Origin of the sequence: Campylobacter insulaenigrae NCTC 12927, assembly GCF_000816185.1 — a bacterium.
GTDB classification, from domain to species: domain Bacteria; phylum Campylobacterota; class Campylobacteria; order Campylobacterales; family Campylobacteraceae; genus Campylobacter_D; species Campylobacter_D insulaenigrae.
The window spans coordinates 1,248,100-1,261,221 of the sequence record NZ_CP007770.1; the positions used below are offsets into that span (position 1 = coordinate 1,248,100).

Here is a 13,122-nt window from a genome sequence, read left to right on the forward strand (position 1 = left end):
GATGACTAACATTGCTATTGATGCAATGGGTGGAGATTTTGGGGAAAAACCTATCATAGAAGGTGTTGTGCAAGCTCTAAGAGAAAGAGAATTTAACGCTATTTTAGTAGGTAATCCTCAAAAACTTAAAACCTTAATACCTCAAGATTTGAATAAATTTATTCAATACGAAGAAGCTAATGATGTTTTTGCCATGGATGAAAATTCAACCGATGCTTTAAAAAGGAAAGATAGCAGCATATATAAGGCTATAGAATTGGTAAAAACCCAAAAAGCAAAGGCTGTAGTATCAGCCGGACATAGTGGCGCAACCATGAGTTTAGCTACTTTAAGACTAGGAAGATTATCTAATGTCGCAAGACCTGCTATCGCAACACTTATGCCAAATATTCATTCTAGAACATTGGTATTAGACGTAGGTGCTAATGTAGATTGTAAAAGCGAACATTTATTTCAATTTGCCATCATGGGTGAAGCTTATGCAAAAGAAATTTTAAACATTAAAAAACCAAGACTTGCATTGTTGTCTAATGGTGAAGAAGAATGTAAAGGTAATGAGTTAACAAAGGAAACACACCAACTTCTAAAACAACTTCCAAATTTCATAGGAAACGCAGAAGGAAAAGATATATTTAATGGTAGTATTGATGTGTTGGTTTGTGACGGTTTTAATGGTAATATTTTGCTCAAAACTGGAGAAGGTGTTGCTAGCGTCATTACAAAATTACTAAAGCAAGAAATTCAAAAATCCTTTCTGGCAAAAATAGGATATCTTTTAGCAAAACCTGCTTTTAGAGAACTAAAGACTCACATAGATTATGAAGAATATGGTGGAGCTCCACTTTTAGGTATAAAAGAATGTGTAATTATAAGTCATGGAAAAAGTGGTCCAAAAGCAATTAAAAATGCTATCTTTCAAGCTTTAAATTTCAGTCAGTCTAATATTAATTCCGTAATAGAAAAAGAACTTTATAATTATGAAACAAAATAAAGCCTCTCTAAGAAGTATAGCATCTTATTTACCAGATAAAGTTCTTAGCAATTTTGATTTAGAGAAGATTGTAGAAACATCCAATGAATGGATTTTAAGAAGAACAGGTATAGAAGAAAGACGTATAGCAAACGACAATGAAAATACTAGTGATTTAGGTACTAAAGCCGCCATTAAAGCTATACAAAGAGCTAACTTAACTCCTCAAGATATAGATGCCATTATAGTAGCCACTTTAAGTCCTGATTATTTTACTATGCCATCAACTGCATGTAAAATAGCTTCTAATTTGGGACTAAATAATGTTACAGCATTTGATATTTCTGCTGCTTGTTCAGGGTTTATTTATTTACTTGAACTTGCAAAGTCTTTAGTAGAAAGTGGTGCGAAAAATAATGTTTTAATTATTGGAGCTGAAAAAATAAGTTCCATTATAGATTATACAGATAGAAGTATTTGTGTGTTATTTGGCGATGGAGCTGGCGCAGGAGTTGTATCTTTAGATGATAATTTTCCTATTATAGATATACATACTGCAAGTGATGGAAATTTTGGAGATTTGTTGATGACTCAAAGATCCCAAAAAAGTAATATATGTTTACCACTTTCTATGCAAATGAAAGGTAATGAAGTATTTAAAGTTGCTGTAAATACACTAAGTAATGATGTGATTAATATTCTTGCAAAAAATTCAATTAAAAATGAAGAAATAGATCTTTTTATACCTCATCAAGCAAATTTAAGAATCATTAAAGCTGTTCAAGAAAAATTAAATTTCAATGATAAACAATGTGTACTTACAGTTCATAAATATGGAAATACTTCAGCCGCATCAATACCTATGGCTATGAATGACGCCTATGAAGATGGTAGGTTAAAACAAGGTTCTTTAGTTTTATTAGATGCTTTTGGTGGTGGATTTACTTGGGGCTCTGCTTTATTGAAATTTGGCGGAAAAAATAACAAATAATTTGTTATTTTAACTGCTTAATTTGATCTAAAACGGATTTTTTTGTCTTAGTATCTGAAGAATCTATACGAATGTAAAATTCCACTCTATTGTTTTTTTCATCTTCTTTATCTTGCATTAATGGATAATTATCTCCAAAGCTTACAACTATTAACTGATCAGGATTAACTCCCCGATTTATGAGATAATCAGCTACGATCTGAGATCTTTTACTTGCTAAATCAAAATTACGTTTATGACTTTTATCGCTATTATCTGTATAGCCTCTTAATTCTACTTGTGCTTGAGGTGGCATTTTTATAATTACATCTGTAATATGCTTTAGAAAATCTTGTACATCAGCAGAATTAATTTCTACACTACCTCTAGAAAATTCTACTCTTGCAGGTAAATTTAAAACAACGTTATTTTCTTTTTGATCTAATGCTGCCTTTAATTTCTCTATAGTCTCTTGCTGAGTCAAATTTAATTTTTTAAGCTTTTCTAATTCTTCCATATTAGCATTAGAAGGGGAACTGTATTTATGGTACGTTTCGCTTTCTTTTTCCACAGGGTTAGATGCAGTAAATTCAAAAATTTTAACAAATTCTGTTTTTAATGCTTCAGTTTTAGCAGGATTTGTTTCTGAAATAGCCCAAAGTGCAATAAATAGTGCTAAAAGCAGACTTAAAAAATCTGCATATGGAACTGCCCATTTCTCACCTGCTGGACATTCTGGACACTTATGTTTTTTACCCATTTTTTTAACTCTTATTTATCAAATTGAGAAATTTTAGGATCATCATGACCTAAATAATTAAACAATTTTGCTTCTAAATCTCTTGGATTTGCACCCTCAGCAATACTAACAATTGCTTGAGAAATTATAATTCTTTCCTTAATTAATTCATGCGCATTCGCTTTTATTTTATGTCCCCAAGGTCCAAAAAGCGCATAAGCACCAAAGATTCCAGTAACTGTTGCTGTAAAAGCTCCAGCAATACCAGCGGCCATTGCTTGAGGATCATCGAGTAATTTAAGTGCAAGCATCAAACCCATAACAGCTCCAACAAGTCCCATAGTAGGACAAGTTTCACCAAATCTAATCCAGTATTCTGCACACTCTTTATAATATTCTTCCATTTCTTCTATTTGAATTTCCATAGATTCTTTTATTTCTTCTACGCTTTTACCATCGACCATCATCATCATAGTTTCTTTTAAGAATTCGTTATCTATTTCATTGGTTTTTGATTCAAGAGCTAAAAGACCGTCTCTTCTTGCTATTATAGAATATTCTACAAGCTCAGCTATTCTTTGACTTAAATTTACTCCAGCGCCTTTAAACGCAAGTTTTAATTCTTTATATGCTGCTTTAACAAATTGTTTGTGAGTCGCAGTCATAGCACAGAATGCTGCAGTTGGAACCACAATCAAAAATGAACTCAAATGGAGAACGTGCAAAGGATTCCCTCCTTCTAAAATATCCCCAACTGAAATACTTACAACTGCTAAAACCATTCCTAATATGGTTGAAAGATCCATATAATATTCTCCTTATTTTAATGCACCCCAGTTTTTGGCTATACTTGATGAAGTTTTTAATTTTACTTTTAATTTTACAATATTTTCCATAATATCACCAACATTTTTTGCAAATTCTTCACACAATTCATCTTTAACTTCAAAAATTAACTCATCATGAATTTGTAATATTAAATATTTATCTTCATTTAATATTTTTGCAATCTTAATCATTGCTAGTTTTATTATATCAGCAGCTGAACCTTGAAGTATAGAATTGATACTCTCTCTTTCATACATAGCAATTTGCATCGGTTTTGCATTTACAAAATCAAAATAACGCTTTCGTCCTAAAAGAGTTGTAATAAAACCATCTTGTTTGGTTTGATTTTTAACATTTTCAAAATAATTTTTAATGCTACTAAAGTTATCAAAATACTTTTCAATATATTCTTTAGCCAATTTAGCTTCAATTTTTAAATTTTGACTTAAAGTTTTATAGCCCATACCATAAATAAGGCCAAAATTAATACTTTTAGCAATACTTCTTGTATGATAATTGTTAGATCCAAAAATCATTATAGCCGTTTTTGCATGAATATCTTCATCATTTTCAAATGCTTCTAAAAGCTTAATATCTTCACTAAAATGAGCAAGCATTCTAAGTTCAATTTGAGAATAATCAAGTGAAACAAAACTATAACCTTGCTTTGAAACAAAACATGATTTATAATCTTTTGCATATTGACCATGTGCTGGAATATTTTGTAAATTTGGATCTTTAGAAGAAAGTCTACCTGTAGCTGTACCTGTTTGTAAAAAATTTGAATATATCTTGGAATTTGTATCATTTTTAGCAAGTTTTAGCAAAGGTTCGCAATACGTGCTAACCAATTTTGCCAATTCTCTATAAGCTAAAATTTCTTTAACAATAGGATGTGCATCTATTATAGTGTTTAAAACCTTTTCATCAGTGGAATAGCCTGTTTTACTTCTTTTTCCACTTGGCAATTTTAATTTTTCAAATAAAATATCTCCAACTTGCTTAGGGGAGTTAATATTAAATTTTTCTTCTGCTAAATTAAAAATTTTATCACTTAAATTTTTAATATCTTGATTGAAATTTTGCATCAATTTTTCAAGTCTTATGGTATCAAGCTTAATGCCATTATTTTCCATCATTATCAATACTTTTATAAATTCAAATTCATTATTTATAGCAAGATTAAACAAAGGTTTTTCCAAATTTTTTACAAAATAAAGATAAAACCTTAATGTGATATAAGCATCTTCAGCAGCATATTTACAAGCTTTTTCTAAATCTACACTTGCAAAATTTTCACCTTTTTTTACCAAATTATCAAAATGTAATGTTTCATAATCAAACAATCTTTTAGCTAAGTCATCCATATTCACCCGCAAGCTAGGATTATTTAACCAAGCTAAAATCATAGTATCTGCATATTGTTTAGGTGGATTTATACCAAAATTATTTCTAATAATTTCAAAATCATATTTTAAATTATGCCCCACAATAACACTTTTATAAATTTTCTCTATAGCTACCTTGGCTTTTTCTAAAGAGAGTTGCTTACCTACTCCTAAATAATCATGAGAAAGCGGAACATAAAAAGCCTCACTTTCATGTAAACAAAAACTAAAGCCAACAATTCTAGCTTCCTTGGTATTCAAACTAGTTGTTTCAGTATCAAAAGCAATAATACTTTGAGAATCAGTTGTATCTAAAATTTTAAATAATTCTTTTTCATCGATAATCAAACGCGCATTGAAACCTAAATTTTTATCTTTATTTTGTGGATTAATACGTAATTTTTTAAGTAAGGTATTAAGCTCATAATGTTCTAATACATCTATAATTTGCAATAAGGGCTCACCTTGAGGATACATACAATCTTTTAACATATGATCTACATTTAATTCTTCATATAAAGAGGCTAATTTTTTACTTAAAAAGGCATTTTCCTTGCCTTCTAAAAGCAATTTTTTATTTCTTTCATTACGTATTAATGTTAAATTATTATAGATTCCTTCTATGTCTTCAAATTCATCGAGTAAATTTTTAGCACCTTTTGCACCTATGCCTTTTACACCTGGAATATTATCAGAACTATCGCCACATAATGCTAAAAAATCCCTAATCTGCGAAGGCTTAACACCATATTTTTCTAAGCACCCAGCTTCATCATAATCATTTTTTGAAATAGGACTATAAATATTTACTTTCTCATCTTGAATCAATTGATACAAATCTTTATCTTGAGTGATAATTCTTATAAATATATCTTTATCTTGACATGATTTTACCAAAGATGCAATAATATCATCAGCCTCATAACCTTCACAAGAAAAACTTGCAAAACCCATTTTCTCAATCATTTGAATACAAATTGGAATTTGTTCTAATAATTCATCTGGAGGAGGCGTGCGATTGCTTTTATAATTGGGATCAATCTCGCTTCTAAAAGTTTTACCTTTACTATCAAGTGCAAAAATAATCATATCGCTTGGATGTTCTTGTTTTAAAGTATAAATAAAATTAGCAAAACCGCTTATCATATTACTTGACTGACCCTTAGAATTTTTCAATCCTTTAAGAGCATAAAAAAGCCTAAAGAAAAATCCAAATGTATCAACTATCGTTAAAGTTTTCATTGTTTTCCAATCATTTAAATATCCAATTATCACTAAAAATTATTTAAAAGTGGGTAAAAATTTAAATAAAACCGGTCATAATAATTACACAAACATAACGACTTATCTTACCTAAAGCTATAAAACAACCAGTCTTTAAAGGAGAATATTTCGCAAACCCTAAACCCAAAGCAAAAATATCCCCTATTAAAGGCAAAAAAGCCAAGAAAGCATATAAAAATCCAAAACGATTAAAATTTGCATCAATGTTTTTCATTTTTTTCAAAGAAGAATTAAAATATTTCTCTAAAATTTTACTCTTACCAAAATATGCTAAGGCGTAGGTAGTCATACTTCCTAAAGTATTTGCAAAACTTGATACAAACAATATATAATAAATATTAAAATCTAATTTAACAAAAGCGACAACAAAAGCTTCACTCGCAAGTGGTAGTAGAGTACTAGATAAAAAACATACAAAAAAAAGACCTACATAGCTTATATCGTTATATAAAAAATCAAACATATATTTTGCTGAACTTCTACCATTGTATTCCACTATTATCAATAGCTTGAGAATAATACTTATAAAGTTCGTCAACACGCTTTTTTAAAAAATCAAACCGAGACACACTAACAAAATTAGAATATATAGTGCCTCCACCATTTGACGTATATACAAATGTTTTGTGTGCTAATATGTATTGCTCGTAAGCATCTCGTAATTTGATCCAAGCTTTTTGTTCTTCTAAAAATGCAGCTTTATTTTTTTCATTTAATCTATTTTTATATAAAGAATAATATTTATTAAGTAATCTATCATATTTCTGATAACCATAAAAATAAGCTGAATTTATTCCTTGTGTAGAAGATTCATAATCTTGCAAAAGTTCAATTGCATAATCAATTTTATAACAATCTAATATATATTCTTTTAAAATCTCGCTAGTATTTTGTGCGTTTAGTTCTTCTAATTTCAGCTTAATACCTTTTTCATACTCTTTTTGAATTATTTCAATTTTTTCTTTAGGCAACCAATTGATTTCTGTTTCCGATAAATCCATAGCAGCACTAAAATTAAAAAACAAACTACTCATGATAAAAATTAATAATTTTTTATATTTATTCATACCAAATATATCCTTGTTTCAAAATACTTGTATTATATTATTACTCACTTAATTGTTAGTTATTTTATTATATAATAAAGGCTCATTTTAGATTTTAAAGGAGTTTTATGTTATATATTTTAAATATACAAACATTTAAGATATTTGAAAATTTTAATTATTCTAAAAACTTTATTAATTCAAATTTTATATTTTCTCAAACTCCTTCTTGGCGTTAAGCCTACTTCTATAATCTTTAAAATTATTTTTCTCATTATTTTTAATTTATTATCAAAATTTAGTTGGTCATTTTGATCTAAAAAATTATATTTAATATCAAGGAATACTTATGAAACAATACTATGGAAATTTTGGTGGACAATTTGTACCAGATAGTGTAAAAATAGCATTAAATGAAGTGGAATTAGCTTTTTTAAAATTCAAACAAGATAAAGATTTTAATCAAGAACTCAAACAACTTTTAAAAACATATGTTGGAAGACCTACACCTTTATATTATGCTAGCAATTTAAGCAAAATTTACGGACATGAAATTTACTTAAAAAGAGAAGATTTAACTCATACAGGAGCACATAAAATCAATAATGCTCTCGCGCAAGCTTTAATGGCTAAAAAAATGAATAAAACAAAAATCATAGCAGAAACTGGGGCTGGGCAACACGGAGTTGCTACAGCCACTGCAGCAGCACTTTTAGGACTTGAATGTGAAATTTTTATGGGCGCTATAGATGTTAAAAGGCAAGCACTAAATGTTTACAAAATGGAACTTTTAGGAGCTAAAGTTCATGCTATAGAAAGTGGTAGTAAAACACTCAGCGATGCAGTTGATGGAGCTTTAGATTTTTGGGTTAAAAATATGAAAAATGTATTTTATGTTGTAGGTAGTGCTGTTGGACCTTATCCCTATCCACAAATTGTCACGCACTTTCAAAGTATAATAGGAAAAGAGTGTAAAGCTCAACTTAAAAAAATAAACAAAAATGTAGATTATATTATTGCTGCAGCTGGCGGTGGAAGTAATGCTGCTGGAATTTTTTATGAATTTTTAAAAGATGAAAAAATAAAACTTATAGGCGTAGAAGCAGCAGGATTGGGTCAGGATACTCCTTATCATGCAGCAACTCTTACCAAAGGAAAGACAGGAATCATACACGGAATGAAAACTAAAGTATTACAAAATGAAAAAGGTGAAATTTCACATACATTTAGCATTTCTGCTGGACTTGACTATCCTGGAATTGGTCCATTACATGCACATTTGCAAGAGACCAAAAGAGCGAGTTATCATGCTGTAAGTGATGATGAATGTATTAACGCTTTAAAATTACTATGCAAACACGAAGGTATTATCCCAGCTATAGAAAGTTCTCATGCTTTAGCTTTTTTGGAAAAATTATGTCCTACTTTAACCAAAAAAAGTGTCATTGTTGTTAATCTTTCTGGAAGAGGTGATAAAGATATGCAAAGCATTTACGAATATAAAAAAAGAGAAATTTATGGTTAAAGCTAAGCTTTAACCATATGTATTTATTTATTTTTTAATTCTAAATTTAAATAATATCCTGTATAAGATTTACTTTTCTTGTAATTTTTAGCAAGTTCCTCAACACTACCTTCAGCAATTATTTTTCCACCCTTTACACCACCTTCTGGGCCCATATCAATCACATAATCCGCATTTTTGATAACATCAAGATTATGCTCTATTACAAACACACTATTGCCAAGATTTACCAAATGTTGTAATACTAAAACTAATTTATCTACATCTTCAAAATGAAGTCCTGTGGTAGGTTCATCTAAAATATAAAGAGTTTTTCCTGTATCACTCCTGCTTAATTCTTTGGCTAATTTGATCCTTTGCGCTTCACCACCACTTAAAGTAATTGCATTTTGTCCTAAAGTAAGATAATCAAGCCCCACTTTCACCAAGGTATCTAATTTTTGTTTAATTTTTGGAACTGAAGCAAAAAATTCATTTGCTTCTACAATACTCATATTTAAAACATCTGCTATGCTCTTGCCTTTATATCTAATTTCCAATGTGGCATCATTATATCTTTTACCTTGACAAACATCACAAACTACCATTACATCAGGTAAAAAATGCATTTCAATTTTTATTTCCCCATCACCACTACACTTTTCACACCTACCGCCTTTAACATTAAAAGAGAATCTACCTATTTTGTATCCTCTCATTTTAGCTTCTTTTGTTGCAGCAAAGAGATTACGAATTTCATCCATAACACCAGTATAAGTTGCAGGATTTGATCTTGGCGTTCTTCCTATAGGGCTTTGATCAAGATAAATTACTTTATCAAGCTTTTCAAGACCTTCTATCTTAACACCACTTAATGTTTTGACTTTTCTGGCACGATTTAATTCTTCCTGAGCAAATGGTAATAAAGTTTGTAAAATAAGTGAACTTTTTCCGCTTCCTGATACTCCCGTTATAGCAACTAAATTACGCAAAGGAAATTTTACATTTAAATTATGGATATTATTAATGTTTACATCTTTTAAATAAATATAATCTTCTTGTTTTCTATTTTGTTGATGAGAAATTTGCTTTTTACCATTCATATAAAGTGCAGTATGAGTATTACGCTTTAATAATTCTTTATAACTTCCACTAAAAACTACTTCTCCTCCAAATTTACCAGCATTTGGGCCAATATCTACAATAAAATCAGCTTCCTCAATAGTCATTTTATCATGTTCTACAACGATCAAAGTATTACCTTTTTGCTGTAAATTCCTTAAAGTTTTAATAAGTTTTTGCGTATCTCTTTCATGTAATCCTATACTAGGTTCATCTAGCACATACATTACTCCACTTAATCCACTACCAATTTGCGAAGCAATACGAATTCTTTGTGCTTCACCACCACTAATAGTTCTTGCATCACGCCCCAAAGATAAATAACCAAGTCCTACATCATATAAAAAAAACAATCTTTCATTAATTTCTTTCAAGATAGGTTTTGCTATAGTATGTTCTTGATCGTTAAGATAAGAGAAATTTTTCTCTTTTGAAAAAAATGTCGTGGTATTTTCTATACTCATATCTAAAATATCACCTAAATTTTTATCAGCAACTTTTACTGCTAAACTTTCAGCTCTTAAACGATGACCATTACAATCTTTGCAAATTTTTTCGCTCATATATTCACTTAAATCTTTTTCGTCTTTTAACATCTCATAAGCATATTTTACTACACCTTCAAATTTACGATTTAATCGATGTCTTTTCCATAAAAAGCTAATTTCTTTTGCATTACCATACAATACCAAACGTTTTTCATCTTCACTTAATTGACTATAAGGAATTTTAATTCTTATCTCATTTTGCTCACAAAAAGCCATTAAAAATTTATAATAATAACTTTTATTAAAGCCATAAAGCAATTTAATAGCACCTGATTCTAAACTCAAATCTTCATTAATTATTTTTTTCATATCTAGTGAATATCTTATACCAAGCCCATCACAAGATGTACAAGCTCCCTTAGGAGAATTAAAAGAAAAACTTAAAGGTTCAAGCAAAGGAAATGAAATTTTACAATCAAAACAAGCATTATGTTCACTATAATGAAAATGTTTAGGAATATTAAATTCTTCGTTATTAATTACTTCTATCTCAATTTCGCCAAAACTTTCATTTAAACCTTTTTCAATATCACTAGCTAATCTCGCCAACACATCTTCTTGAATTTCTAAACGATCAACAATCAACTTGATAGTATGTTTTTTTGTTTTAGCTAAATTAATTTCCTCGTCTAAACGTGTTAATACTCCATCAATTTGAGCTCGAATGTAACCCTTGCTTACTAAATTTTCTAACAAATCAGCAAAACTTCCCTTTTTTTCTTTAACTAAAGGAGCATAAATGATTATTTTTGCACCCTTAGGAAGTTTTAAAATTTCCCCAACTATATCAGCCGCACTCATAGACGAAATTTTTTGTCCACATTGATGACAATATTGAATTCCAATTCTTGCGTATAATAGCCTTAAATAATCATAAATTTCTGTAATAGTCCCTACAGTCGAACGAGGATTTTTAGAAGTAGTTTTCTGATCTATCGCAACAGCTGGAGTTAAGCCTTCAATTTTATCAACATTAGGCTTACCAACTTTATCTAAAAATTGTCTAGCATAAGCACTTAAACTCTCTATATAACGGCGTTGACCTTCTGCATAAAGAGTATTAAAAGCTAAAGTTGATTTACCACTACCACTTAAACCTGTAAAAACAATAAGCTTATTTTTTGGAAGTTCTAAATTTATATTTTTAAGATTATTTTCCTTAGCACCAATTATGCTTATTTTATCGCTCATTTATAATCACCTTTACATAGCTCAAATAATTTAAAAGCTTATATTCTATCACAAGTATTTAATAAATAACACATCATCACATTTTTAGTATGGTTAAAATATTTCAGCAATTTATCTTGTTATAATAACTTGTATGTTTATATTATTAAATACAAACTTATAGGATTTTATGCTTATAAAGTGTTACAATTAGATAAAAAACTCTAACTACAAATAAAATAATTCTTTGTAATCAACATTTTACTACTATTACTAACATTTATCCTTAGTTGGTCCTATACTTGCCACTCAAAATTATTAAAGAAAAATCAATACTAAAAAATAGTATAAAAATCTGAAAAAACTTTTTTAAAGTTTTTCTTAAAAAATATAATAAAAACTTGAGCAAATATTGATAATAAGAAAATAGAAGTTTTGCTATATAAAAAAAGATTTTGGTAATTTTTACCAAAATCTAAGCATTTTTTTTAGCAAAATCTTTCATAAATTCACCTAAAATTTGAACCTTTTTTAAATCAATGGAATTATAAATACTTGCTCGGATTCCACCTAAAATTTTATGGCCTTTCAATCCTATCATTCCATTTTCTTCTGCTTCTTGTAAAAATTTTGATTCTAAATTTTTATCAGCTATATTAAAACTTACATTCATTAAAGATCTATCTTCTTTTTTGGCATAACCTTGATAAAAACCTTCACTTTGATCTATGATTTCATACAAAAATTTTGCTTTTTGTATATTTTGCTCATTAATTTTATCTAATCCACCTTGATTTAAAAGCCACTTCATTTCAAGGTTAAACATATATATAGCAAAAGTTGCAGGAGTGTTAAACATTGAATCATTTTCAACATAGACACTATATTTTAACATACTAGGTATATTTTTACTTTTACTGCGTTCTATCATATCTTTTCGTATAAATGCGCAAGCAAGTCCTGAAATTCCAGCATTTTTTTGCACTCCTCCAAAGAGCATAGCAATATTTGAAAAATTAAGTTTTTTAGAGAAAAAATCACTAGAAGCATCAACAATCAAAGGGCTTTTAGTTATAGGATAATTATTATATTGAGTTCCGTAAATAGTATTATTTGAGCAAATATAAGCATAGTCAACATCATCACTAAATTTAAAGTTAGGAATATGATCAAATCCACTATCCTCGCTGCTTGCGACTATTTGAGTATTAACTTTTAAAATTTGAGCTTCTTTAATTGCTTTTTTTGTCCAAACTCCAGTATTTGCAAATTCACTAATTCCACCTAAGCTTAAGTTCATAGGAATCATTGCAAATTGCAAACTAGCACCACCTTGAAAAAATAATATTTCATAATCATCGTTTACCTCATAAAGTTGTTTTGCTAACTTCATGGCTTCAAAATGCACTTCTTCAAAAATTTTTCCCCTATGAGATACTTCCATTATAGAAAAACCTTTTTGATGATAATCAAACAAATTTTCTTGTGCTTCTTTTAAAACCTCATCAGGTAAATTTGAAGGACCTGCACTAAAATTTATCACTCTCATTATT

10 protein-coding genes are annotated in these 13,122 nt (G+C 29.0%); 3 read left to right on the top strand and 7 right to left on the bottom strand.

The genetic code is table 11. From position 1 onward, the window contains the following. Position 1: 1 nt before the first annotated feature. Positions 2-991 (top strand): phosphate acyltransferase PlsX, encoded by a 990-nt coding sequence (plsX, locus tag CINS_RS06415; RefSeq protein WP_039650851.1) that lies wholly within the window; start codon positions 2-4, stop codon positions 989-991. Beyond that, entirely contained in the window at positions 978-1,961 is a 984-nt protein-coding gene (locus CINS_RS06420) for a beta-ketoacyl-ACP synthase III (RefSeq protein WP_039650853.1), read from the top strand. Before plsX ends, CINS_RS06420 begins: the two co-directional genes overlap by 14 nt. Before the next feature lie 4 nt (positions 1,962-1,965). On the opposite strand, the gene motB is transcribed toward CINS_RS06420, so the two are convergent. From motB to CINS_RS07775, 5 genes are all read right to left on the bottom strand, one after another. Beyond that, positions 1,966-2,700, bottom strand: coding sequence for a flagellar motor protein MotB (motB, locus tag CINS_RS06425; RefSeq protein WP_039650855.1), 735 nt, complete (start codon positions 2,698-2,700; stop codon positions 1,966-1,968). An 11-nt stretch (positions 2,701-2,711) separates the two neighbouring features. Then, on the bottom strand, positions 2,712-3,485 hold the full coding sequence (motA, locus tag CINS_RS06430; RefSeq protein ID WP_039650857.1) for a flagellar motor stator protein MotA: 774 nt from the start codon (positions 3,483-3,485) through the stop codon (positions 2,712-2,714). 12 nt (positions 3,486-3,497) lie between these two features. After that, complete coding sequence (gene polA, locus CINS_RS06435; RefSeq protein WP_039650859.1) at positions 3,498-6,137, bottom strand: DNA polymerase I; 2,640 nt, start codon at positions 6,135-6,137, stop codon at positions 3,498-3,500. Positions 6,138-6,198: 61 nt separating this feature from the next. Next, a complete protein-coding gene (locus CINS_RS06440) occupies positions 6,199-6,642 on the bottom strand; it encodes a YqaA family protein (protein WP_039651454.1) in 444 nt (147 codons plus the stop codon). Positions 6,643-6,658: 16 nt separating this feature from the next. Then, a complete protein-coding gene (locus tag CINS_RS07775) occupies positions 6,659-7,246 on the bottom strand; it encodes a lysozyme inhibitor LprI family protein (protein ID WP_052251988.1) in 588 nt (195 codons plus the stop codon). Positions 7,247-7,574: 328 nt separating this feature from the next. On the opposite strand from CINS_RS07775, the gene trpB reads away from it, so the two are divergent. Next, positions 7,575-8,750: a tryptophan synthase subunit beta gene (gene trpB / locus CINS_RS06450; protein ID WP_039650861.1), complete on the top strand. Its 1,176-nt coding sequence runs from the start codon at positions 7,575-7,577 to the stop codon at positions 8,748-8,750. A gap of 23 nt (positions 8,751-8,773) precedes the next feature. Here trpB and uvrA read toward each other — a convergent pair whose 3' ends face one another. Then, positions 8,774-11,590, bottom strand: a complete 2,817-nt coding sequence (uvrA, locus tag CINS_RS06455; protein WP_039650863.1) for an excinuclease ABC subunit UvrA — start codon at positions 11,588-11,590, stop codon at positions 8,774-8,776. 454 nt (positions 11,591-12,044) lie between these two features. Beyond that, positions 12,045-13,118, bottom strand: a complete 1,074-nt coding sequence (gene serC / locus CINS_RS06460) for a phosphoserine transaminase (RefSeq protein WP_039651458.1) — start codon at positions 13,116-13,118, stop codon at positions 12,045-12,047. Positions 13,119-13,122 lie beyond the last annotated feature (4 nt).

Bases quoted from the DNA above. Each gene is read 5' to 3' on its own strand.
- plsX (WP_039650851.1), top strand. From the start codon at position 2: ATGACTAACATTGCTATTGATGCAATGGGTGGAGATTTTGGGGAAAAA.
- CINS_RS06420 (WP_039650853.1), top strand. From the start codon at position 978: ATGAAACAAAATAAAGCCTCTCTAAGAAGTATAGCATCTTATTTACCA.
- motB (WP_039650855.1), bottom strand. From the start codon at position 2,700: ATGGGTAAAAAACATAAGTGTCCAGAATGTCCAGCAGGTGAGAAATGG.
- motA (WP_039650857.1), bottom strand. From the start codon at position 3,485: ATGGATCTTTCAACCATATTAGGAATGGTTTTAGCAGTTGTAAGTATT.
- polA (WP_039650859.1), bottom strand. From the start codon at position 6,137: ATGAAAACTTTAACGATAGTTGATACATTTGGATTTTTCTTTAGGCTT.
- CINS_RS06440 (WP_039651454.1), bottom strand. From the start codon at position 6,642: ATGTTTGATTTTTTATATAACGATATAAGCTATGTAGGTCTTTTTTTT.
- CINS_RS07775 (WP_052251988.1), bottom strand. From the start codon at position 7,246: ATGAATAAATATAAAAAATTATTAATTTTTATCATGAGTAGTTTGTTT.
- trpB (WP_039650861.1), top strand. From the start codon at position 7,575: ATGAAACAATACTATGGAAATTTTGGTGGACAATTTGTACCAGATAGT.
- uvrA (WP_039650863.1), bottom strand. From the start codon at position 11,590: ATGAGCGATAAAATAAGCATAATTGGTGCTAAGGAAAATAATCTTAAA.
- serC (WP_039651458.1), bottom strand. From the start codon at position 13,118: ATGAGAGTGATAAATTTTAGTGCAGGTCCTTCAAATTTACCTGATGAG.